Below are 23,036 nucleotides of genomic sequence, written 5' to 3'. Positions count from 1 at the left end.
AGCGCCCCGGAAAGTAGCTAACTTTCTGGGGCGCTGTGTTTATTTCATGTTGGTAACGTTGAAGCTGTTTTTATTCGAACAATACGCCGACATAATAGTTAAACGTATCAATATCGATATTCTCTTTCGTTAAACCGGCTACTTTAATCGGTCTGAAATGTTGGTCCAACTGGATAAGTTCTCTTTTTTGACCTTTTACGCCAATATGTATGGGCATATGGAAGCCTTTGACTTCGCTGATCCAGCGGCCCAATATTCTGCCTGAAGGATCTTGTTTGATTTCCAGTGTAGGAATGGCAGTATGCTTTACATACTGTTCAAACACTTTCAGCAGGTCTAGGCCGGACTGCTGGCTTACGTAGTTGACAACATCAGTATAATCGACTTGTTGGTGATAAAACTTGCTGTTTAATCCCCGCAGAATATTCCGCCACTTTTCATCATTGTCGATCATCGTACGGATCATGTTAAGCATAACACCGCCTTTGGGATACATATCCCCAGATCCCTCTTTATTTACATGGTAAGGGCCCTGGATGGGGCTATCATTTTGGATCCCGCTCCGGATACCATGGGCGTAAGCCTGGCTGGCTTCCTTACCATAGAAATAGTCGATAAATAAGCCTTCGGAATAATTAGTGAAGCTTTCGTGAATCCACATATCGGCTAGATCAGCTGAAGTAATATTGTTGCCAAACCATTCGTGACCAGATTCGTGGACCACAATAAAATCCCATTTATGTCCCCAGCCGGTTCCCGACGCATCCCCGCCGCGATAGCCATTCTGGTAATGGTTACCATAGGCAATGGCACTCTGGTGTTCCATGCCGGTATGGTAGGTTTCAACAAGTTTATAGCCATCTTCATAGAATGGGTATGGACCAAACCAATGTTCAAAGGCTTCTAAGGTCTGGTTGGCGTTTTTCTGAAGATGGGCTTTTTTTTCTGCCGTATCGTTTTCGCGCAAAATATAGTAGTCTATATCCAATGGCCCTTTTTCACCTTTGTATTTTTCCTTAAAATGAACGTAGTCGCCGATGTTGATGGCGACATTATAGTTGTTGATCGGATTGGCAACTTTCCAGTGGTATTTGGTGTAACCATCCTTCATCTTTTCTACCTTGACCAAACGTCCATTGGAAACATTCATCACCTCTTTCGGGACAGCGATGGAAATCAGCATACTATCCACTTCATCGGATTGATGGTCTTTGTTTGGCCACCAGACACTCGCACCCATACCCTGGCAGGCCGTGGCCACCCATGGCTTTCCATTGCTATCTTTTTTCCAGTCAAAGCCGCCGTCCCAGGGAGCTTTGACCGCTTCTGTAGGATGGCCTTCGTAATATACCGTAAACTCTTCCTGTATTCCTTTCTTGATAGTCGCAGGAAATTCGACAAAGACAGCATTGTGTTCTCTGGTAAAGGAAAGTTCTTTCCCCTTATATACGACTTTGTCTACGTTGAGATTTGCAAAAAGATCAAATTGCAGGCGATTAAAATCAGTTGTGGCCTTGAAACGGAAAAGGTTTGAACCCGAAATAAACTTATTGTCTATATCTACCTTAACATCCAAATGGTAGTATTGGATATCGTAGCAGGTTCGCAGCGGTGACAGGTATCCGCGCAGTGAATCCGCTCTTGTGAATTCATTTTTTTCTTTCATCAGCTGGGCCGCTGATTGCTGTATGCCTGCGGTCAGTAGACCGCAGGTTCCCAATGCATATAATAGTATTCTTTTCATCTGTAAATGATAACTATTCGGTCTATCTTCCACCCGGAGGGCAATGTAATTTTAGATAGTTTGTAAATAATGTTTTTAAATGTTCATGTGTACCTTGTCCCTCGCTGATCGAATGGCTGCGGTTGGGGTAAGACATCAACTGGAACTGCACGTTATTTTTGATCAGTTCATTGATCAGGACTTCTGCATTTTGATAATGCACATTGTCGTCTCCGGTTCCATGGATATAGAGTAAATTACCTTTGATGTTTTTTGCATATTTCAGCGGAGAGCCGTTTTCAAAGTCTGCAAGATTTTCTTGGGGGAGGCCCATGTAGCGTTCTTGATATACGTTGTCGTAAAGGAGCTGATTTGCTACAGCTGCAATGGCGATACCCGTTTTATAGATTTGAGGATATTGTCCCAGTAGGTTCAGCGTGCTTGATCCGCCACCGCTCCAGCCCCAGACGGCCACACGTGAATTGTCGACAAAAGGCCATTTCAGGATTTCTTGTGTTGCCAAAGCCTGGTCGCGAATATTGAGCTGCCCGATATTGCGGTAGATGCTTTTTCGCCACAAACTGCCTTTAGGAGCAGGAGTTCCGCGATTATCCAAAGAAATATAAATGTAGCCATCCTGCGCCATATTTCCTTTATATAAACTGTTATAGCCTGCACCGAAATTGTCTAATACAGTTTGTGATGCTGGTTCGCCGTAGACCATAAAGACGACAGGATACCTTTTATTGGGATCGAAATCAAGTGGTTTTACCATCCAGCCGTCTAACTCAATACCGTCCGTTGTTTTAACTTTAAAAAACTCGGCAATACCATCGCTGACTTTTTTTTCACGTTTAAAATCAAAGTCTACGAGTATTTTGTGTGTCGGTAACTCAATAACGGCATTGTGTTTTAATGTAGCCCGGTTGCTAAAGCTGAAGATGGCAATTTTACCGTCTTTTGAAATATCATAATCGCAGGTGCCTTCGTATGAGGCCGGGGTCAGTCTTTTTGGAACTCCGCCTTTCGTCGATACACTATACAGATACTTCTGCGTTGCATTGCTTGGAGAGGCGGTAAAATAAATCGTTTCATTTTTCGGATCGAAAAAGTCAAGATTGATCATATCATAGTCCGCTTTCATAACCAGCTTCTCGTTGCCCGATAAATCAATCTGATAGATTTTGCGCCAGCCGTCCTTTTCCGAGACCCAGATAAAGGCCTTGCCACCTTGAACCCAGTCCCATCCCGAAGGATCGTTGTTGTTCCATCGTGCTTTGATATCAATCCACGAGTCGCTTTGCTCCTGATGTATGTTTTGCGCTTTATTATCGGAGAGAGCTACGGTATAGATTTTGCTCTCATTTTGTTTTCTGTTGAGCTGCTCTAGGATAACCTGCTTGCTATCAAGACACCATTCCATGCGGGGAATATAGTGCTGGTTGGGATCTCCCGGGATATTCAGCATGGTATTTTTTCCAGTGGCGATTTCATAGGTCCATATCGAACAGGCACTCGGCGATTGTCCAACTTTAGGATACTCCACGGGAATGGTATAGGAGTAGAGGCTATCCGTATTGTTGATCATCAGAAAATTACGGATGTTGCGGGCATCAAGCTTCCAATAAGCAATGGAAGCACCGTCGGGCGACCAGCGGAAACCATCTTTACATCCAAATTCTTCCTCGTAAACCCAATCGAAAGTACCATTGATTAAACGGTCTGTTCCATCTTTGGTAACGGAAACGATGCTGCCACTGGCGAGATCTTCCACGTAAACATTATGGTCGGCTTTATTGACGTAGGCGACCTTATCTGCTTGCGGGTTAAACTTCGCAAACATCAGTTGTGAGGCCGGGAATTTTTGGCCTAGTTGCTGCAGCTGATTGGTCTTTTTGTTGTAAACCCAATAATCGCCTCTTGTATTCTCGCGCCATACTCTTTTGCTATTGGTATAGATCAAAATAAGCTCCTTGTTTTTGGAAATGGAAAAATTTTCGACTTTCAAGGCTGCTGTTGCTCCTTTCGGAATAAGCGATTGCTGTGAAAGGAAGATGGAGCGCACCCCATTTTTGGGGTTGACCATTTCTATTCCCTTGTCGGAAAATTCATAATATTGATCACCATGATCTGTCCAGAGTCGCTGCGGAAAAAGGGAAGCTGGAACCTGAAAAATCAGTATTAGAATAATAAAGATCGACTGTTTAATGCTGTTCATTTGTTTATCTGTTTGAGTTGACCCCAAAAGAATTTAAGTTTACTTTTTGGGTTTATCATTATGTGAGTTGTTCGTTAATTAATCAATTGGATTGTCTTTGAGTTGATAGATCTCCTGAATCTCGCGTTCAAGGTATTTTCCTAAACGACGGTATCCATCTGTTTCAATAAGATAATTATCTTCAATACGAATCCCGCCGAAATCGAGATGTTTTTTTAAGAAATCATAATTGATAAAGTCCCTGTGTAAATTTTGCTGTTCCCAAAGCTGCGTTAATTCAGGAATAATATAGATGCCGGGTTCAACGGTTAGCACGTTGCCAGCCTCCAATTTCTTACCTAGCCGCAGCGATTTGATTCCAAAAGTCTTGGTATCTTTTGGCTCAGCTTCAGTATAGCCAACATATTGTTCACCAAGATCCTCCATATCATGCACATCAAGACCGAGCATATGGCCTAGTCCGCATTGAAAGAAAAGCGCATGCGCGTGATTCATGACCGCATCTTGTGCGTTGCCTTTCATGAATCCGGTTTGTATAAGTCCGTCTACAAGCGCTTCACAGGCTTTTAAATGTATTTCTTTAAAACGTATTCCGAATGTCAGCAGCTGCTCTGCAGATTTAAACGCATGTAAGACAATCTGGTAAATTTCCTCTTGTAAAGCCGTAAAACGTTTTCCTACGGGAAAGGTTCTGGTCAGGTCCGAAGCATAGCCCATGGCCGTTTCTACGCCCGAATCATTGAGCAGGAGATCACCTTCATAAAGCTGGTGAAATTGCATATGATTGTGCAGAATTTCACCCCGTTTTGTGACTATCGGAGGATAGGAGAAGGACGTTCCCTGATCTTGCGCAAAATGTTGCATGGCATTGCTGATCTGATATTCGTAACGATCAGGTTTTGTCATTCGCATAGCAATGCGGTGCATATCAACAGCAATATCTACGGCTTTCTCTAATTCGATAATTTCTTCTGCCGTTTTGATACTTCTCTGGGCAACGACAGCTTTAATCAAAGCCACAGAGGGCTGGAGCTGATTTGCGGAACGGCCGGTTAGCTGCTCAAGTAATAACTTATTATGCGACTGATAAGGAGGAAGGTAGTGAACATCTTCCTGTTTTCCTTTGTTAAGATAGTCAAAGAGTTGATTGAAAGGCAGGATTTTGCTGATACCGGAAAGGTCAGCCTTTTCAGCTAAAGTCTGCTGTTGGCCCATCCACACAATATCGTCAATGGTCATTTCATCACCAAATAGTATGGTCTCGTTTTTTTCAGTGTCCAATACAGCCGCCAAACGTGGGCTTTTGATACCGATATAATATAAAAAGCTACTGTCTTGACGGAAGGGATAGGTATTGTGCTCAAAATTGATCGGATTTTCAATGCTGCCTAGCAAAAGAATTTTGCCAGTCGTGATCTTTGATAATAGATTATTTCGGCGATTAAGATATATTTCTTTTTTGAACATAAGTTTTGGGAATTAAAGGAGGTACTGTGTCTGTTGTGCTAAAATCATGAATTGTTTGTAATCTGCTTCGGCTTGAAGTAGAATTGTCTACCTAGCGGTTTATTGTCCAATACGAATATCGTAAAATTTATGCATGTCAAAATCATTTATTTAAAGGTCTATCTTTGATAGTGCGGTGTTTGCTGTTGTTACAAATGAATATGCTCGCCATTTTGTCTCTAAAAAGGTCAAACAACGAAATTAAATAAAGTTCAGCCTTTCTGTTGAATAATAATTTGCACAATTTATCAAAGTCTAATTGTATTTTAACCCATTTTTTTTATGCTGATGAATTTTTGGTGTAAATTATCTGTTTTGGTTTGCGTATTTCTTAGGGATTATTAAATATTGTCGGATTCTAAACATATTTTGGTATAGTATTTTTATGTTTTGTTTGCAAGAAGTAATCTTCCATTGTAGTTGTTATATTTATATTACTAAACAGTAAACATAAAACTAAATAAACTATGAAAACGCTTCAATTTAACGTGCCGACAACCCGAGGGCAAAGTTTAACTGTGCAAGAAGATGTTTTGGAAGCTTTCTATCCCTATTTTCATCGTCATCAGGAGGCTCAGTTAATGTGGATAAAAAAGGGTAGTGGAATTTTGATTGTTGAAGATACGCTCCATCCCTTTAAGGAAAATGATATATTCTTTTTAGGTGCGAATCAACCACATGTTTTTAAGTCTGCGTCCCAAGATGGTCTTTCCAATGAATCACGTTCTGTTTCTATCTTTTTTGATCCCAATGGTAAACTGAAATCACTATTTTCTTTGGATGAATTTGAATCGCTGAATCAATTTATCTATAATAACTCTAGAGGATTTAAGGTGCCGGAAACGTATTTTGAGCAGATATCGGAACGGGTTTGTCAATTGAAGTCAGCTGATCAGATGGATAAGTTAATGCACTTTTTCTATTTATTACGAGCATTGGCAAATATTTCACGGGAGGCGGAAGCACTTTGTAACGAACGGGTAGAAGTTGCCTTTGATACGATGCACGGATCAAATCGCATTAATTTCATCTGCAATTATATTAAGGAGCACTTTAAAGACGAAATTACGCTGGAAGATGTTGCTGACCATGCAAATCTTACTCCGCAGGCATTTTGTCGATATTTTAAAAAGCATTGTGGTGTTACTTTTGTGACCTATCTTAACCGGATAAGAGTCAAAGAAGTTTGTAATCAACTAAACGAAGAACACCTAGACAGTGTTTCGTTTATTGCATACAACAGCGGCTTTAATAGTATTACTAATTTTAACCGAGTTTTTAAGCAAATTGTGGGCTGCAATCCAAAGGAATATGTGCAGCAATATAAACAAACACTCTATTCTGTTATTTAGTTCAAGAAATTCCAATGGAGAATTAGATTGTACCGGAATAAGGAATACGAGTAAATAAGTCTAGATTTCTTAATTAATCTCGCTAGCGGCTCGGTTGGCTTGGCTAGACTTTTAAATATATGAATTCGAAAGTAAAATTCTGCTAAGAATGGAACGCATATGGCAATTCTTGGCAGAATTTTATTCTTTTTTATTTAGATGTCTTTTTTCTTTCCTATGTGCCTAAACTTTTTTAAAAGCTATTTATCTTAAGTTTTTTTTGAAATATCTTGTGAAAAATGTAGGTAATTCTCTTTTTTTTGGTTTTTATTTTGGTTTTTTAAAGCTTTTTCCAATAAAATTACCAAAAAATGTAGTAAAATAAATTAGATTAATATGTTTCTGTGGTTTTACTTGTAAATCGGTGTGTGGGGAGTGGATAGGTAGGCTATTGTTGTGAAGATGTACTCGTGTAAGAGTTTTTTATGTTGTGATTGGTTGGGTTAAATTTAGCTATTTAACACTTTGGGTTAATAACTGGGCAATACTTGTTAAAATTTAGTTATCAATGCCAATCAAGTACTTATAACTTAGTTATTACAAAAAGCACTATAAACTAATACATCTGAAACTAAACTTATGAACAGAAAAAGTATCGCTATGCTAGCTGCTACCTTCTTGGTAAGCTCGGCAGTATACGCACAGACAGTTTTGAAGGGGAAGGTGATCGACCAAGACGGGAAACCTATCCCTGGAGTTACAATCACGCTAAGAGATGGAACAGCAACCCAAAGTGGACAAAATGGTGAATTTACGATTAACTATAAGCAGGCGGGGACATTAAGTGTGTCAGCAGTGGGTTATGACCGTAAAGTAGTAAATTTGACCAATCAGACTTCACTTCAGGTCACATTAACGACTGATGAGCGCAATTTGGACGAAGTTGTGGTAACTGCGATGGGAATTACTAGAGATAAGAAATCTTTAGGTTATGCCACGCAGGAAATTAAGGCGAGTGAATTGACAGATGCTGGGCAACATAGCTTAACGGGCGCATTGGCTGGTAAAGCTGCTGGAGTTCAAGTTAATCAATTTGGGGGTGCAATAGGTTCTTCAGCTCGTATTTCCATCCGAGGTAATTCTTCGTTACAGAAAGATCAACAACCCTTGATTGTCGTAGATGGTATTCCCATTACAAATGAAGCACAACGTTCGGGAGATAATACTTATTCAGGGGTTGACTATGGGTCGGGCTTGAATGACATTAATCCAGATGATATTGAAAGCTTAAATATCTTGAAAGGTGGAGCAGCCGCACTTTACGGTATGCGAGCAGGCGCTGGTGTTATTATGATTACTACCAAATCAGGCAAACGCGCTGCCAATGGCGTACAAATTTCGTACGATGGTAATTTTTCTATTGATAGAGTAGTCAATTTACCAAAGTATCAAAATTTATATGGTCAAGGGTCAAGAGGAGATGAATATAGTTACAATACTTTAGGAGGAGGAGAATCTTATCAGGATTATGTAGTTAAGAATTCTTTTAGTTATGTAGATGGTACAGGAGAATTTGGTGTCAACGATAATATTGATGAATCTTGGGGGCCTAGAATGGATATTGGGTTAATGATTCCACAATTTAATAGCCCTGAAGTTAACGGTGTACGCCAAGCAACTCCATGGAATTCCCATAAAAATAATGTCAAGCAATTTTTTCAAACAGGCTTTTCTCAAAATCATAATATTTCTTTACTTTCTAAAACAGATAAGTCTTCTACCCGGGCGTCCATTTCCTTTAGAGATCAGCGCGGGACGGTACCCAATACAGATCAAAAGAAATATACAGCCCAGTTAAATAATGAATATAAGTTAAGCGATAAATTTTCTTATGACATTATGAGTAATTTCACACGTACTGAAAGTAATAATCTCGTAATGCAAGGTTACGATAGTGCTAATCCGATGAATGGGTTGATCTGGTTCGGCCGTCAGGTAGATATGCAAGATCTGAAAAATAATTGGGATCAGCGTGATGAGGCCGGAAATTATACGTACTACAACTGGAATTCCGCCTATCATATGAATCCATTTTATACCATGCATGAGTCTCAAAATGCTCTCAAAATGAATCGTATTTTTGGGAAAACTTCATTGTATTATCAACCTTTTGATTTTTTGAGATTTGAAGGTCGGGTGGGATTGGATTATTATAATACGCATACTTTTGAGACAACCTATTTTAATTTCGACAACAGGAATGGAAAATTCGATGAAATGAAGAATAGTAATTCCGAATTCAATGCAGATTTTATTGCAAACTTCAATAAACAATTTGGAGAACTGAGCTTGACAGGGATTTTGGGTGCAAATTATCGGGATTATCAGTTTGAAACAAACACGTTAGGAGCCAGAGGGTTGAATGTACTAGGGGTCTATACGATCAGTAATAAAATTGGAGATGCCTATACTTTAATGGATCATTCTAAAGGTCGATCAAACTCTGTCTATGCACAAGCCAATTTAGGTTGGCGAGACGAGTTATATTTAGATTTAACCGCGCGGAATGATTGGTCTTCAACGCTGAAAAAATCATTTTTTTATCCTTCAGCAAGTTTAAGTTGGTTGCCTACGGCTAGTTTTGAAGGATTAAAAAGTGATTATTTAAATTTTTGGAAATTGAGGTTCAACATTGTTAAGGTAGGTAATGCAACTCGTCCGTATCAAAACGGAAATTACTACTATGCACAGACAGATTCCTATAATAATTTAGCTCAGATGTATAAGAGTATGACGTATGCAATTGAGGGCTTAGAACCCGAAGCAATTACCTCATACGAAATCGGAACTGAGTTAGGTTTATTCAAAGATCGCCTACATGTGGATTTTACCTACTATAATAAAACCAACAAAAAACAATTGCTTCAGGTGGCAACATCGAATGTGGTTGGTTTTAGTTCTATATTCCTAAATGCTGGTGAAATTAAAAGCAAAGGTGTTGAATTGCAATTAAGAGGCGACATTCTAAAAAGAGGAGATGGGCTAAATTGGACAACGACCATTAACTTCTCAAGAGATAAGAATAAGGTCGTTGAACTTTATCCGCAATTGGGCTTAGAAGATTACAGACTTGGCTGGACTTGGGGTATTTCCAATATGGCATCCGTTGGTAAGCCTTGGGGAACTTTAGTTGGCTCTGGTTTTGATCGTGTAGAAGATGGTCCAATGAAGGGAGCAATAAAAGTCGGTAATAATGGTTTGGTTTCTACACCATTGGATGGTCAGGATATTGGTCAAGCTGTACCCGATTTCTTAGCCTCTATGCGCAACGATTTTACTATCAAGGATTTCAGGTTTGGATTTATGCTCGACTTTAGAAAAGGTGGTGATGTGTGGTCGCAAACTATGGCCCATGGTTATACGACAGGTATTGCAGAAATTACAGCAGCGAATGGCATTCGCGAACGTGCAATTGTAGCTGGTAAGGATGTAATGACAAATGAAAGATTCGCAATGTCGGACGGAAAAGATGGCTGGGTTGAAAATACGATTGAAACTAGTGCACAAGACTGGTACGAAAACGGCGGTATTTCTGAAATGTATGTTTTCGACGGTTCTTTCTTGAAATTGAGAGAAGCTTATGTTTCGTATAACTTGCCTAAACACTTGTATAGTAAGATAAAAGGAATAAAACGTGCCAATATTTCTATTACGGGAACTAATTTAGCTTTGTTATGGGTTCATAAATCTAATACTATGCGTTTGGATCCAGAAGCAGGTGGTGTTTCGAGTGATTCAAGAGGAGTAGGATTTGAACAAGCGACTGTTCCTAATTCAAGAAGTATAGGTCTTAAACTTGGTTTTACATTTTAATTTCTTTATTAGGTTTAAAACGTAATAAAAATAATTTTACACTTATGAATACTTTGATTAAAAAACTTAAATATACACCAATTCTAGCCGCCTTATTGGTGTCGGGATGTACTAAAAATTTTGAAAAAATTAATACCGATCCAGATGCATTGTCAGATGTCCCTCCGCAAAACATGTTAGTAAATGTCATGCGTTATGCCGGAGACCAATTTGGTGGTGACGTTGACGGGTATGGTACATTTGCAGGTTATATTGTTAAAATTCAATATCCAGACAATTTGGGGGGATTAATTCCTTCGAATAATACCTATGGTAATCGCTGGGCTGCTTGTTACTACAATATCACTCAGATGAAGGATTTATTGAAGAAAACAGATGGTGCAGCAGAGAGTTACAAAAATATTCGGATTGTTGCCAGGATATGGAATAATTATATGTGGTCTTATTTATTGGATGGTTGGGGAGATATTCCTTACTCAGAAGCATTTCAAGGGCGTCCAGAGGACGGCTCCATCTTGAAAGCTAAATATGATAAACAGGAAGATATTTTCCCTGCTGTATTGGCCGATCTTAAATCAATTGCGGATGAAATGGCGGCAGGGATAGGTACGGATGAAATGGGGGATTATGATGTGATCTATGGAAAAACCAATAGTGGAAGTGCGGATATAAAGGAGCAAATGTTAAGGTGGCAAAAATTCTGTAACGCGTTGCGCTTACGGATGGCAATGCGGATTTCTTCTGTTGCGCCTGCATTGGCAAAATCGACTATTGAGGAAATTGCCAAGAATAAAGAGAAATATCCTATTATTGAGACAAACGCAGAAAACTGCCAGATGTTTTTCCCTGGTACTTTACCCTATATGGAACCTTGGTATGAATCAGGTATCAACGGTAACCGGATCAATAATTGGGGAATGTTTGATATTTTTATTGATCATTTAATTGAGACCAAAGATCCAAGGATAGCTTCTATCGCCCGAAAAAATAATGAAGGCAAGTATGTTGGATTTGTAAATGGTTCATTGACAAATCCGTCTCCTTCAACCTCGATTTCTTGGATTGGCGATCATTATATCAATGATCCTGCTGGAGCGGTACCTTTCTATAGGGCTTGTGAAACGTATTACCTGTTAGCTGAAGCTGCTTTATCCGGATACAATGTTGGTATTTCCGCAAAAACGGCCTATGAAACAGGGGTTACACTGTCCATGCAAGATAATAATATCGCAACAGATGACATCGCGGCTTATCTCGCTGATGCAGGTAAATTTGATAATACTAAAGACCGTATTTACTGGGACATGTGGGTAGCTTTGTTTAAAGAAAATTTTGAAGCTTGGAACCTGTACAGAAGAACTGGTATACCTAGTACAAACTATCCTTCGAAAATTCAAAAATTCAAAAAAGTACACACCGATCAACCATGGCGTTTGCCGTATCCGAATAATGAGTATTTGTATAATACAGAGAATGTTAACGCGGCTGCAGCTGGAACTGTGGATTACAATTGGGGTAAGCGGTTATGGTGGGCTAAAGATAATGGCAAAGAATAGTTTCACATGTTTATTTTTACGCAGCGGGGTAACTTCGGTTATCCCGCTGTTTTTTTATGATTTCTTTCGATTCTACACCGGTTAGGGTTTGCATGAATAAGCGGATTAAGGCGAATAGAGGGTATTTAAAGGAATAGCCGAAGTTGGAAAATCTACAATGGGCTGGCTACAAGCTTCATTTAGTCATCAATGACAGGGGCGGGATTTTGAATGTTCTGATTATGGCATGGACGCAAGACCTCTGCTTCGCTATCGTTTCGTGTCTCCTCCGATACATCTCCGTATCAGAGTCTGGGTGTATCCGTGGTGAGTGCGACATGAGTCCGTGGTGAGTCCGAGTTATACTCGGAGATAAGACAGTAGCATGGCTGTCAGAAAACGCTCTTATCTGCTCCTAAGTACGAATAAGGCCCGAAAATGCCTCGAATGATCTTCGAAGAAGGGGTTAAATAGTAGATAAGACACGGACTCCGTTCTGAAAAATAACACCAGTGACACACTATTGAAGGTCCTCAACGGATTTATATCTGGTAATGAAGGTCCTCAACGGATTTATATCTGGTAAATGGATAAATGGGCCAAATAGTTTTGTCGTATCGGTTAAAAATAAAAAATCTAGTTTGCTGATAACAAGAATTGAACAGGCATAAAAAAAGGTTTTCAAACGGGGAGAATGAAAACCTTAAATAACCAATTATAAACCTAAATTATGATACAACAAAGATAGTGTGTTTATTACACTTTGTCAAGAGTTATTTCAAAAAAAATTAAATCTTTTTGAAAACGATACTCGAATTGTGCCCACCGAAACCAAAAGCATTGCTCATTGCGGTTTGAACAGCTTTTTCTAATGGCTGATTGACGACAATGTGAATTCCCTCGGGAATTTCGGGATCGATATTTTCGATATTAATTGTTGCCGGAATTACATTATTGTTGATGGATTTTATGGCAATGATTGCTTCGATAGCGCCGGCTGCCCCAAGTAAATGTCCTGTCATTGATTTTGTAGAACTGACCCATGGATTATTTAGCTTTCCAAAAGCTCGTTGTACGGCTTTAAGTTCGGCGATATCTCCAACTGGGGTTGAAGTCGCGTGGAGATTTAAATAGTCGAGCTCATCGGTATTAATTTTAGCCTCCTCCAAAGCCAGTGACATGGCTTTTGCTACGGCTATCCCTTCGGGATGAGGCGAGGTCATATGGTAAGCATCTGCGGTCATTGAAGCTCCGACAAGCTCTGCGTAAATTTTTGCACCTCTTTGCTTGGCATGTTCATATTCTTCCAAGATAAGTGCTCCAGCTCCCTCACCCATAACAAAACCATCACGATCACGGTCAAAGGGTCTGCTTGCAGTCTGGGGGCTATCATGCCGGCTCGACATGGCTTTCATAGCAGAAAAACCGCCAACTGAAGCCGGGGTAATGGGGGCTTCGGAACCGCCGCTTATAAAGACTTTGGCTTTGCCGAGCCGAATGTAATTAAAAGCGTCCATAAAGGCCGTATTGGATGTGGCGCAAGCCGATACGGTAGTGTAATTGATTCCTTTTAAACCATACTTCATTGAAATCATGCCTGAAGCCATATTGACGATAAGTCTAGGAACAAAGAAAGGGCTGAATCTTGGTTTATAATCTCCTGTTACGTAGCTTTCTACCTCTTTTTCGAAAGTTTCCATACCGCCCTGGCCAACACCCCAGATGACACCGATATCAAATGGATCTATAGCATCGAGATCTAGTCCCGAATCTTCCATTGCTTGCGCTGCACTGTATAAAGCATATTGCGTAAAGAGATCACTCCGTTTAATCTCATTTCTATCTAAGTATTTTTCAGGTTGAAAGTGTTTAATTTCACTTGCAATCTGTGTTCGAAACAACGAAGCATCAAAACGGCTAATAAGCGTTGTGTGGTTTTCGCCTCGCAAAATGTTATCCCAAAATATGTCTATGTTTTCTCCCAGCGGGTTAATTGTTCCCATGCCAGTTATTACAACTCTTTTCATCTCTTTTTATTTTAATATAAACTTATAAATATACCAATTGGTATTTGTTTTTGTAAAAAAATTAAGCCTTAATCTCCCGATCCACCATTTCCTTCATTTTATCCAATACAATGGCAAGATCTTTTCCTCGTCCGGAAATCTTGGAAAGCAAGATTCCGCCTTCGACCATCGCCATAAAGGTGATGGCATAATTTTCAGCAGAAATATGCTGTTTAAATTCACCGCTTGCAACCCCTTCTTCAAGAATTAGAATTAACCGCTGTCTCCAAAGGTCAAAAGAACGTCTGACTTTGGGGGTTAAAAAAGATAGCGAATCATCGGCCTCCACGGCCGCATTCATCATGGGACAGCCTCCTGAAGCTGCGATATTTTTGAAATTTTCCTTGTAGAAATCTAGAAAAGACAAAAGCTTCTTTAGTGATGTTTTTTGCTGTATAATCTGCTGATTAACAGCTTCTGAAATTTTTCTGCTCTGATAGGTATAGACATGGGTAGCTAGGTCATCCTTGTCCTTGAAATTACCGTAGATACTTCCTTTTGTTAAACCAGTCGCTGTCGTGATGTCCGAGAGCGAAGTTGCAAAGTAGCCTTTTTTATTAAAGATGGGCGCAGTCTTTTCAATGATATATTGTCGTGTCTGTTCTGCTTTTGACATGTAATTCCTGTTCTTTTAATGCAAATATAAAAAATACTTTTTGGTATATTAATAATTTGTACAGGAATGCCTTAGAAATGGGTTTTATTTCGCCTTTGAAATGCGATAGGTGCAGCGGGGTGCATTTTCGATGATGTATTCTGTTCTGCATATACGATATGCCGGACCGATGAGTTGCTGAAAATTATTCAGTTCTGAACGGCAAAATCCCTGACATTCGGTTGCTGCTGCACATATGGGGCAATGATTTTCAATGAGAAGATAATCGTCAGCCTCTTTTTTCCATTCTGCCATATAACCTTCCGCCGTCCTTTTTGCGGCTATAATTTCAAGTTTTTTTTCGATGGATTCAATATCCGATAGTGCGTCAGTATATTTTTGATATACTTTAGACTCCCGATCACTGATAAGTAGATCCAAAGCATTCTCGCCGAGCACTTGTTTAATCGACTGCAGCAATTGTACTGTAATGTCGGCGTGACTATCTGGAAATCGTGCCATGCCCTGCGGTGACAGACTGTAATAAGTCGAAGGGCGGCCTATCCCTTCGCTCCGGGCATTGGAGACAATCAGGTTTTGATTCGCCAGGTTCAATAAATGTTTACGGGCCCCTTCTTTTGTTATAGCCAACTCTGTTGCAATCAAAGCTGCAGTGGCTTCTCGGCGCATTTTTAATAACATTAATATTCGATCAGCTGGATTCTTCTGCATTTGACAATAAAAAAGTTGTTTTATATAACATCAGCAAAGGTAGTGTTTTTATTTTTTGTTCTAAAATGTGTTTCAAACACAGGTTTATCCTTTTTGATTTATTTTTATGACTTTAATAAAACAACTAATTAGTTGTTTTATTAAGTTTGATTCTCTAGTTTTGACTTATCATAAAAACAATAAAACTATGCACAAATTTCAATTACCCCAGTTGGGATATGCCTATGCGGCACTTGAACCATATTTTGATCGCGAGACCATGACGATTCATCATCAAAAGCATCATCAAGCTTATGTTGACAATCTAAATAAGGCATTGGAAGGAACAGCAGGCGAAGCTGACGATCTATTGGATATATTAACAAGCGTAAGTAAATATAGCCCAGCAGTCCGCAATAACGGTGGCGGTCACTTTAACCATACGCTATTTTGGGAAATTTTATCGCCCAATCCAAAAACGGTACCCACTGGGAAGTTAGCCGATGAGATAAACGCCGCCTTTGGTTCTTTGGAAGAACTCAAAGCCAAGATCAAAAATGCGGGACTTGGGCAGTTTGGTTCGGGCTGGTCTTGGCTCTATGTAAAACATTCTGGCGCCTTAGCTATCGTAGCTACTCCCAATCAGGATAATCCGCTGATGGATACACAATCGATCGGCAGAGGTTTCCCTATTTTGGGGGTCGATGTTTGGGAGCATGCTTATTATTTGAAATATCAAAATAAAAGAGCCGATTATTTGGATGCATTTTGGTCGCTTTTGGATTGGTCTGTTGTTGAACAAAAATACGATACTGTGATTGCAGGCTTGGTTTGATATGTTTATAAATAAAGTTGAAAACACGGGTATATTGGCTTTAGATCTAATTGATTTTAAAACCGATCTTGCTATCCTAAGTTTTGACATCAAAACATTGTTGTATCAGGAAGCAATCGTTAAAGAAAAAGAATTCAGAGAAGCTTTGGCGGCGGTGGATTGGTCTGCTTTTCGAAATAAGGCGGTTGCCATTAGCTGTTCTGTGGACGCAATTATCCCGCCTTGGGTCTATATGGCCCTGGCGGAAAAACTTCATCCTGTTGCAGCGTATTACGATTTTAAGGCGATGGAGGATTTGGAAATAGACCTATGGATGCAGGCTTTACAAGCGATAGATTTGTCGAATTTTCAGCAGCAAAAAGTTGTCATACGGGCCCGTCCTAATATTCCGGCGTCACTTTATATGTTAGCGACAGAACGATTGATTCCTATTGTCCAGACGTTGATGTATGGTGAGGTTGGTATGCCAAAAGTTATTTTTAAAAAAGGGAAAGTATAATGAAAGCATTAATATTCAATGGCGCCTTGGAAAGAAGGCAAGAATCTACATCAGGAAAATTGTCACACTATTTTTCCGACCAACTGAACCAAAGGGGGGTTGAAAATACTATTTTTAATTTGGCTGATAGCGGAATACCCTTATTTGATTTGAGTCTCAATTGGGTACCCAATGCTGTTAAGATTATGAATACCTTGTTTCTTGAGGCAGATATACATTTTTGGTTGTCTCCGCTTTATCATGGAAGTATTCCCGGTGTCATGAAAAACTGTTTGGATTGGCTTGAAGTCAGCGCTAAAAATAAACCGGCTTACCTGACGGATAAACATATCGGACTGGTTTGTTGGGCCGATGGTGTGCATGCACTACAGGGCATTAATGCAATGGATGCTATCGCGAAGTCGCTCCGCGCCTGGACATTGCCCTTTAGTGTGCCCATCATGAAATCTGCGCTTTTTGAGTCCGACGATCCAAATGTGCTGTCTTCGGCTTACCAGTGTAAGCTGGACTTGCTGATCGATATTGCTACGAAAAAGAATAGCGAATCTCGTTGATAAAAAAGCCTCTCGAATTATCGAGAGGCTTTTTTATCAACGAGAGATGTTTTAGCCTATATTTAAATAGATTAGCCAAACTCTATATGGAAAATTAATTTCAAAAAAGTAGAAGAATATCTTTAGCAATTCATCGCGGAGATATATCTTTGTTTTTTGGACCCGCCATTTGATTACGCGGTTTTCCGACCTATATGTTCTATTGTCGACTTTGAAGAAGCCTCATCGACGGCAAATTTAGAGGTAGAGAGAAGTCTTTGACCACCATAAGACTTTCTTGTCACATATTATGAAACCATTGGCTGAAAAGGCCCCATTTAGTTTAATTGTTTAAATGATTAAGATATTGGATTAATGATGTTTCAGTTGAAAGAGTTAACGAAGATAATTGCCTTTTTTATAGTATACTTTACTGTACACGCTGTAGCTGCACAGAGTTGTTTGCCATTGGATGAAAATAAATATCGATCTGATGCGGAAAAGTTATTGCTATCGAGTTCGGAGGACAGTGTGAAAGCAATGCAGCATTTTTATTTGGCAGATTACTATAGATTTAGAGATACGACCAAATTTTGGGATCATATGCGACAGGGGGAGCGGCTAGCCAAACCGTTCCGGAGCTTACAGGCGATGGGGGCACTTTACAAAAGCTTTTATTATGGGCAATTTCTGGATAGTAAAAATGCAGGAGTTGAAGCCCAACGATGTGTAGACCTCCTTGGAAATGCGCAAAAGCCTTTTCAGCAGGGGCTTTTGGCCAAAGCTTGGTATAATCTGGGCTTAATTCGATTTCCTAAAAAAGGATTTGCTGATTTTCTGGATATTCTTAACGGGAAGTGCTTGCCTTATGCGAAAGCACATGATCCCATCATGGAAGGTAGTATAAATACGATGATCGGCATGACGTTTATGTCGTCCAATCAGCTTGCAAAAGCTGATGAATACCATCAATTGGCCATAAAGCAGCTCGAGCAGCAACCGCCGAGTGCCGCACTTGTGGTGGCTTATCTCAATACAGTCAGTAATTATTGCTATCAGGTGAAATCCAAAGAAGCAAGAGTACTGTTGGACAAAGTCAAACAGCTCCTGAACGATTACCCGAATTCTTCCCAATTACCCAACTACTATTACAATGAAGCGCTTTATTTTACCACAAAGCAACAGACTGATGAAGCCCTTCGCCTGTTGGATATCGGTTTGGATTGGTCGGTGAAAATGAACAATTGGAAATTATTCCAGATGATGCGGTTCAGAAAGTTTAATGTGTATCTCTTACAGAAAAAGTATGCTGATGCTAAACTGCAGTTGGAGGAAATCGTGAAAAATGGATTATTAACGCGAGATCTTTACAACAGTAAAATTGTGTACAGTCAACTGGCGGGTGTGGATGAGCTTATGGGTAATTATCAGGATGCGCTAAAGATGTCCAATATGGCAAATAAACTATCCGATAGCATTCAGAAGGTCCAATTGCTGGAAAAAATGAATGAGATGGAGACGAAATATAAGACCGTTGAAAAAGAAAAAGAAATTTTGAATCTACGCGCAGAAAAGGATCGCAACCAATTTCGGATTTTTCTCGTTTTGGGTATTGCCGTTTTGCTTTTTTGTATTGTGCTTTTTGTTGCTTTTTTCTATCGAAAACAACGGAAGCTCAATACACAGATTCAGCTCAACCACGAAATTGTGTTGGACAAATTGGAAAAGGAAAAACAGCTACAAATTTCGGAATCTATGCTCAAGGGGGAGCAGCAGGAGCGTCAGCGTATAGCCCAAGATCTGCACGATAGCATAGGAGGTATGTTAACAGGTTTAAAATTTAAGATTGCCAGCGATGTAGCAAAGGGTACACTCTTGACTGATGAAGTGCCGCAGAAGTTGAACGACATCTTAGGCGAAGTAAGACGGATATCCCATAATCTAATGCCTGAATCGTTGCGTCAGTTTGGATTGATAGCAGCATTGGAGCAATTGTGTATAGCAATGAAAAATAGTCATGTTTCGATCCAATTTGAAAACTATGAACCTGAATTGAATGTGGATTTTCAAAAAGGATTGGCCATATATCGAATTGTTCAAGAGGCTATTTCAAATGCATTAAAGTATGCAAACGCAGATGTAATTATCGTTCAGGTAAGTAAATCGGACGAAGTACTGCATATCCTCGTTGAGGATAATGGCAAAGGCTTTGATTCCGCTGTGTTAAATTATGGATTGGGTTTAAATAATATGGTCAATAGAGTGAAATGGATCAATGGATCAATTGATATTCAGAGTAAGCTTGGATCCGGAACTCAAATCGAAATTGGTGTAACTGTTTAAATAGGCTGAGTCATGAAGATAATTGCAGTGTTAGACGATCATCCTTTATTGTTGGAAGGTGTTGCCTCTTTTCTCAATAATCAGGATGGGTATCTTGTATATCCCTTTTTGGAAGAAATTACGTTAATTGAATTTTTAAAGGTCACGAAAGCGGATCTCCTACTTATGGATATGCAGCTGTTGAAGACAAATGGAGTGGATGTCTGTACTCAGGTGAGGAAACTGTTTCCTATGATTCCTATTGTTGCATTGAGTAATTTGGCCGATGGTAACCTTATTGTTCAGTTTATGCAGGCAGGTGGAAATGGCTATATCTTAAAGGATGTTAGCAACGAAGAATTCCTGGGCTGTGTACAGCTCGGATTGGATGGCAAAGAAGCAATTTGTGATCGGGCAAAAGAACTTTATCGTGGTGCAATTTCTACGATCAGCAGTCTGCCCAGGCTTACACAGCGTGAAAAAGAGATTTTGACGTTGATCTCCAATGGACTTACTACAAACCAGATTGCCGAGCAGTTATTTTTAAGTCCAGTTACTGTGGAGACGCATCGGCGCAATCTCCTGACTAAATTTAAAGTTAAAAATATGATTGAACTTGTACAGCTTGCGATGAAACATAAGTTGTTGGGACTCGAATAGAGACCGCTCTTAGTGTTCACCGTAACCGACGTCATCAAGCTTACCTTTGAAGACCCTAAATTGGATAATAAAATAGGCAACCACCAGAATTGCTGCAAACATAAACCAGCCTAAACCTACTGAAAGACCATATTCATGTGCTGCAGCATTTTGAATCGTCAAGGAAGGATTTACGTCATTCGTTGAAGGCAATAATATAGGGAACATGGAAGCAACGGTCGTGGCAAAACTCCCCAGTATAAACAGGGATGAAAATAGGAAGCCAATACCATCTTTCTTAAAAGTTTTGATCCAAAATTGTCCAAGTAATCCAACGGCAGCAATCAAAGGAAATATCCACAGCCAATAATGATTTTGAAGATTGTTTAAGGAAATGGGTTTCACATAATGCCATACATAGGCCGATAGTAGGACGAGAATAAGCAAGACAAAGTTGAGTTTAAAAACAATATTCTTTAATCTGGTATTTAGTGTGCTGGATGTTTTCAGAATGACCCAGCCTGCACCGTGGATTGTTAATGTAACGACGGCAACTAAACCTAATATGATGGTGAACCAGTCTATAATGCCTTGATGTTGGGCTAATGGGTCAAATGTCGGATTCCAAAGCGCTAAAAAGAAATAATGTGGCTCTTGGGTCGATACACCATTTTCTACCATACCTAGGTTTACTCCGCGAACGACATTGCCTAGGGCAGCGCCAAAGAAAAGTGCCAGCAACAGGCTTGCTAGACCGAAAGCTTTATCCCATAAAGCCTCCCAAAGACGATGGTGAACCTGACCTCTGAGTTCAAGACTTATCGCTCTAAAAATAAGCAACCATAATACAAGCATGAGCGGCAAGTAAAATCCACTGAAAGAGGAGGCATAAAGTGTTGGGAAAGCAAAGAATAGGACACCACCCGAAGCGATGAGCCAAACTTCATTGGCATCCCAAAACGGCCCAATCGCGTTAGTAACAGCTTTTTTCTCCTGTTCGGATTTAGCAAAGAATAGATGGACGATTCCCGCCCCAAAATCGTACCCATCGAGTACGATATAAATTCCCAGCATGAAAGTTAATACGATAAACCAGAATATTTCCATAGCTAATTAGGTTAATGCAACTGTCGTTTCAGGCCCTTTTCTAATGATCTTCAAGACTAACATCAGAAATAACAAACCCAAAAGAATGTATAAACCGACGAAGCCGAGAAAGGTAAATAATGTATTTCCAGAAGATACGGTAGGGGATACACCGTCTACCATACGCATGAGATTATAAACTAGCCAAGGTTGTCGTCCCAGTTCCGCCGTATACCAGCCTGCAGTATTCGCGATGTAGGGGAAAGGAATCATAAACATAATGATCCACAACAACCATTTCGTTTGATACAACCTGTTCCGCCAAAGCAGTAGTGCTCCAAGGACCATAATGCCAATGAATATGGTACCCAAACCTACCATGATGTGATAACTGTAATACAGTCCGGGCACGTTAGTTGGATGTAAAGATTGGTCAAATTCATTTAATCCTTTAATTTCTGCATCCCAACGCTGGTAGGTCAGGAAGCTCAATACATTCGGTACGGCTATCTTATTGTCCAATTTTTTGTTTTCCATGTCCGGTTGACCGATCAGAATAATCTCTGATCCGCCTTTCTCAGTTTTGAAAATTCCCTCCATGCCAGCAAAGGCTGCTGGCTGATATTTGACTACGTTTTTGGCTGCAAGGTCTCCTGTAGGAAACGCCAGCATAACGGAGGAAATAGCGCCAAAAATAACACCGCTTTTAACGAATATCTTTCCAAACTTACTATGCCTGTCACTTAACAGATAGAAGGCTCCAATAGAAGCAACGAAAAACGAGCTGGTCACCAATGAAGCGGCTTGATTATGTAGATAAGATGGCCATAACCATGGATTACTGAATAATGCACTAAAATTGTTCAGTACAAATTTGCCATTTTCAAGAATCTCATACCCAACAGGATGCTGCATCCAGGAATGCGTGGCGATAATCAGGAAACCACTGGCCCAAGATCCAATAAAGACCATCAGTCCGGATAAAAAATGGAGCTTATGCCCCAGCAACTTTTCTCCAAAAAGAAACATCCCCAGAAATGAAGATTCCAGGAAAAAGGAAAACATACCTTCCATGGCTAAGGTCTGTCCGATAATACCCCCCGTAAGTTCAGAAAATTTGGCCCAGTTGGTACCAAACTGAAATTCCATGGGAATGCCTGTTACAACGCCCATGGTGAAATTAAGCGCAAAGATTTTCATCCAAAACTTGGAAGCATGGTTGTAGTCTTCATTTTTTGTTTGCAGAAATTTCCATTTGAAATAGACGATCATTAAGGATAAACCCATGGTCAATTGAGGGAATAAATAATGGAATGTAATTGTAAATGCGAACTGAAGTCGATTATAGAGAATCATATCTTCCATGTAGCCGAAGTTTTGGTTAAAAGACAGTTAAATATAGCCATTTTATTTGCGTATATATCCATGAAACTGTTTTATTTTTTGATAAAATAGCTGGTTTTTTATTGTTTTCTGTCCTAAGTGTAAAATCTGAAAATCAACACAAGGCATCCACCGCTGTAATCTCTTTTTTATCTTATCTTCGTCCGAATTTAAGATAACG

16 protein-coding genes and 1 pseudogene are annotated in these 23,036 nt (G+C 39.8%); 9 read left to right on the top strand and 8 right to left on the bottom strand.

The genetic code is table 11. The features are described 5' to 3' along the window. Nucleotides 1-70: 70 nt before the first annotated feature. From IQ31_RS19790 to IQ31_RS19780, 3 genes are all read right to left on the bottom strand, one after another. Nucleotides 71-1,744, bottom strand: a complete 1,674-nt coding sequence (locus tag IQ31_RS19790; RefSeq protein ID WP_088160938.1) for a M1 family metallopeptidase — start codon at nucleotides 1,742-1,744, stop codon at nucleotides 71-73. A gap of 22 nt (nucleotides 1,745-1,766) precedes the next feature. Further along, nucleotides 1,767-3,941: a S9 family peptidase gene (locus IQ31_RS19785; RefSeq protein ID WP_145329509.1), complete on the bottom strand. Its 2,175-nt coding sequence runs from the start codon at nucleotides 3,939-3,941 to the stop codon at nucleotides 1,767-1,769. A 78-nt stretch (nucleotides 3,942-4,019) separates the two neighbouring features. After that, nucleotides 4,020-5,408: an aminopeptidase P family protein gene (locus tag IQ31_RS19780; protein ID WP_088160940.1), complete on the bottom strand. Its 1,389-nt coding sequence runs from the start codon at nucleotides 5,406-5,408 to the stop codon at nucleotides 4,020-4,022. A 506-nt stretch (nucleotides 5,409-5,914) separates the two neighbouring features. Between IQ31_RS19780 and IQ31_RS19775 the strand changes: the two genes are divergently transcribed. The 4 genes and pseudogenes from IQ31_RS19775 to IQ31_RS28265 all read left to right on the top strand — a co-directional run. After that, nucleotides 5,915-6,799 carry an AraC family transcriptional regulator gene (locus tag IQ31_RS19775; protein ID WP_088160941.1) on the top strand — a complete coding sequence of 295 codons (885 nt, stop codon included), beginning with the start codon at nucleotides 5,915-5,917 and terminating at the stop codon, nucleotides 6,797-6,799. A gap of 618 nt (nucleotides 6,800-7,417) precedes the next feature. Beyond that, a complete protein-coding gene (locus IQ31_RS19770; RefSeq protein WP_088160942.1) occupies nucleotides 7,418-10,651 on the top strand; it encodes a SusC/RagA family TonB-linked outer membrane protein in 3,234 nt (1,077 codons plus the stop codon). A 44-nt stretch (nucleotides 10,652-10,695) separates the two neighbouring features. Continuing rightward, nucleotides 10,696-12,207 (top strand): SusD/RagB family nutrient-binding outer membrane lipoprotein, encoded by a 1,512-nt coding sequence (locus IQ31_RS19765; protein WP_088160943.1) that lies wholly within the window; start codon nucleotides 10,696-10,698, stop codon nucleotides 12,205-12,207. A gap of 59 nt (nucleotides 12,208-12,266) precedes the next feature. Further along, nucleotides 12,267-12,428, top strand: a pseudogene (locus tag IQ31_RS28265) (transposase); the annotation flags it as partial. Nucleotides 12,429-12,974: 546 nt separating this feature from the next. On the opposite strand, the gene fabF reads toward IQ31_RS28265, so the two are convergent. The 3 genes from fabF to IQ31_RS19745 all read right to left on the bottom strand — a co-directional run bounded on the left by fabF (nucleotide 12,975) and on the right by IQ31_RS19745 (nucleotide 15,537). Further along, on the bottom strand, nucleotides 12,975-14,213 hold the full coding sequence (fabF, locus tag IQ31_RS19755) for a beta-ketoacyl-ACP synthase II (RefSeq protein WP_145329506.1): 1,239 nt from the start codon (nucleotides 14,211-14,213) through the stop codon (nucleotides 12,975-12,977). Between the two features lie 61 nt (nucleotides 14,214-14,274). Continuing rightward, nucleotides 14,275-14,868, bottom strand: a complete 594-nt coding sequence (locus IQ31_RS19750) for a TetR/AcrR family transcriptional regulator (protein WP_145329503.1) — start codon at nucleotides 14,866-14,868, stop codon at nucleotides 14,275-14,277. Nucleotides 14,869-14,952: 84 nt separating this feature from the next. Further along, the gene (locus IQ31_RS19745; RefSeq protein WP_201670582.1) at nucleotides 14,953-15,537 is read right to left on the bottom strand and encodes a helix-turn-helix transcriptional regulator; all 585 of its coding nucleotides are present in this window, start codon (nucleotides 15,535-15,537) and stop codon (nucleotides 14,953-14,955) included. Nucleotides 15,538-15,766: 229 nt separating this feature from the next. Between IQ31_RS19745 and IQ31_RS19740 the strand changes: the two genes are divergently transcribed. From IQ31_RS19740 to IQ31_RS19720, 5 genes are all read left to right on the top strand, one after another. Then, nucleotides 15,767-16,393: a superoxide dismutase gene (locus IQ31_RS19740; protein WP_145329497.1), complete on the top strand. Its 627-nt coding sequence runs from the start codon at nucleotides 15,767-15,769 to the stop codon at nucleotides 16,391-16,393. Nucleotide 16,394: 1 nt separating this feature from the next. Beyond that, a complete protein-coding gene (locus IQ31_RS19735; protein WP_145329494.1) occupies nucleotides 16,395-16,892 on the top strand; it encodes a DUF2480 family protein in 498 nt (165 codons plus the stop codon). Beyond that, the gene (locus IQ31_RS19730; RefSeq protein WP_145329491.1) at nucleotides 16,892-17,446 is read left to right on the top strand and encodes an NADPH-dependent FMN reductase; all 555 of its coding nucleotides are present in this window, start codon (nucleotides 16,892-16,894) and stop codon (nucleotides 17,444-17,446) included. The genes IQ31_RS19735 and IQ31_RS19730 overlap by 1 nt, the downstream gene beginning before the upstream one ends. 354 nt (nucleotides 17,447-17,800) lie before the next feature. Further along, nucleotides 17,801-19,768, top strand: a complete 1,968-nt coding sequence (locus IQ31_RS19725; protein ID WP_145329488.1) for a sensor histidine kinase — start codon at nucleotides 17,801-17,803, stop codon at nucleotides 19,766-19,768. 12 nt (nucleotides 19,769-19,780) lie between these two features. Continuing rightward, nucleotides 19,781-20,407, top strand: coding sequence for a response regulator transcription factor (locus IQ31_RS19720; protein WP_145329486.1), 627 nt, complete (start codon nucleotides 19,781-19,783; stop codon nucleotides 20,405-20,407). Between the two features lie 9 nt (nucleotides 20,408-20,416). Here IQ31_RS19720 and cydB read toward each other — a convergent pair whose 3' ends face one another. Further along, the gene (cydB, locus tag IQ31_RS19715; RefSeq protein ID WP_145329483.1) at nucleotides 20,417-21,493 is read right to left on the bottom strand and encodes a cytochrome d ubiquinol oxidase subunit II; all 1,077 of its coding nucleotides are present in this window, start codon (nucleotides 21,491-21,493) and stop codon (nucleotides 20,417-20,419) included. A 6-nt stretch (nucleotides 21,494-21,499) separates the two neighbouring features. Beyond that, complete coding sequence (locus IQ31_RS19710; RefSeq protein ID WP_075991874.1) at nucleotides 21,500-22,837, bottom strand: cytochrome ubiquinol oxidase subunit I; 1,338 nt, start codon at nucleotides 22,835-22,837, stop codon at nucleotides 21,500-21,502. Nucleotides 22,838-23,036 lie beyond the last annotated feature (199 nt).

Source organism: Sphingobacterium siyangense, assembly GCF_007830445.1.
Classification (GTDB): Bacteria; Bacteroidota; Bacteroidia; order Sphingobacteriales; family Sphingobacteriaceae; genus Sphingobacterium; species Sphingobacterium siyangense.
The sequence above is the reverse complement of the archived record's forward strand: the minus strand, read 5'-3'. Positions and strand labels throughout refer to the sequence as shown.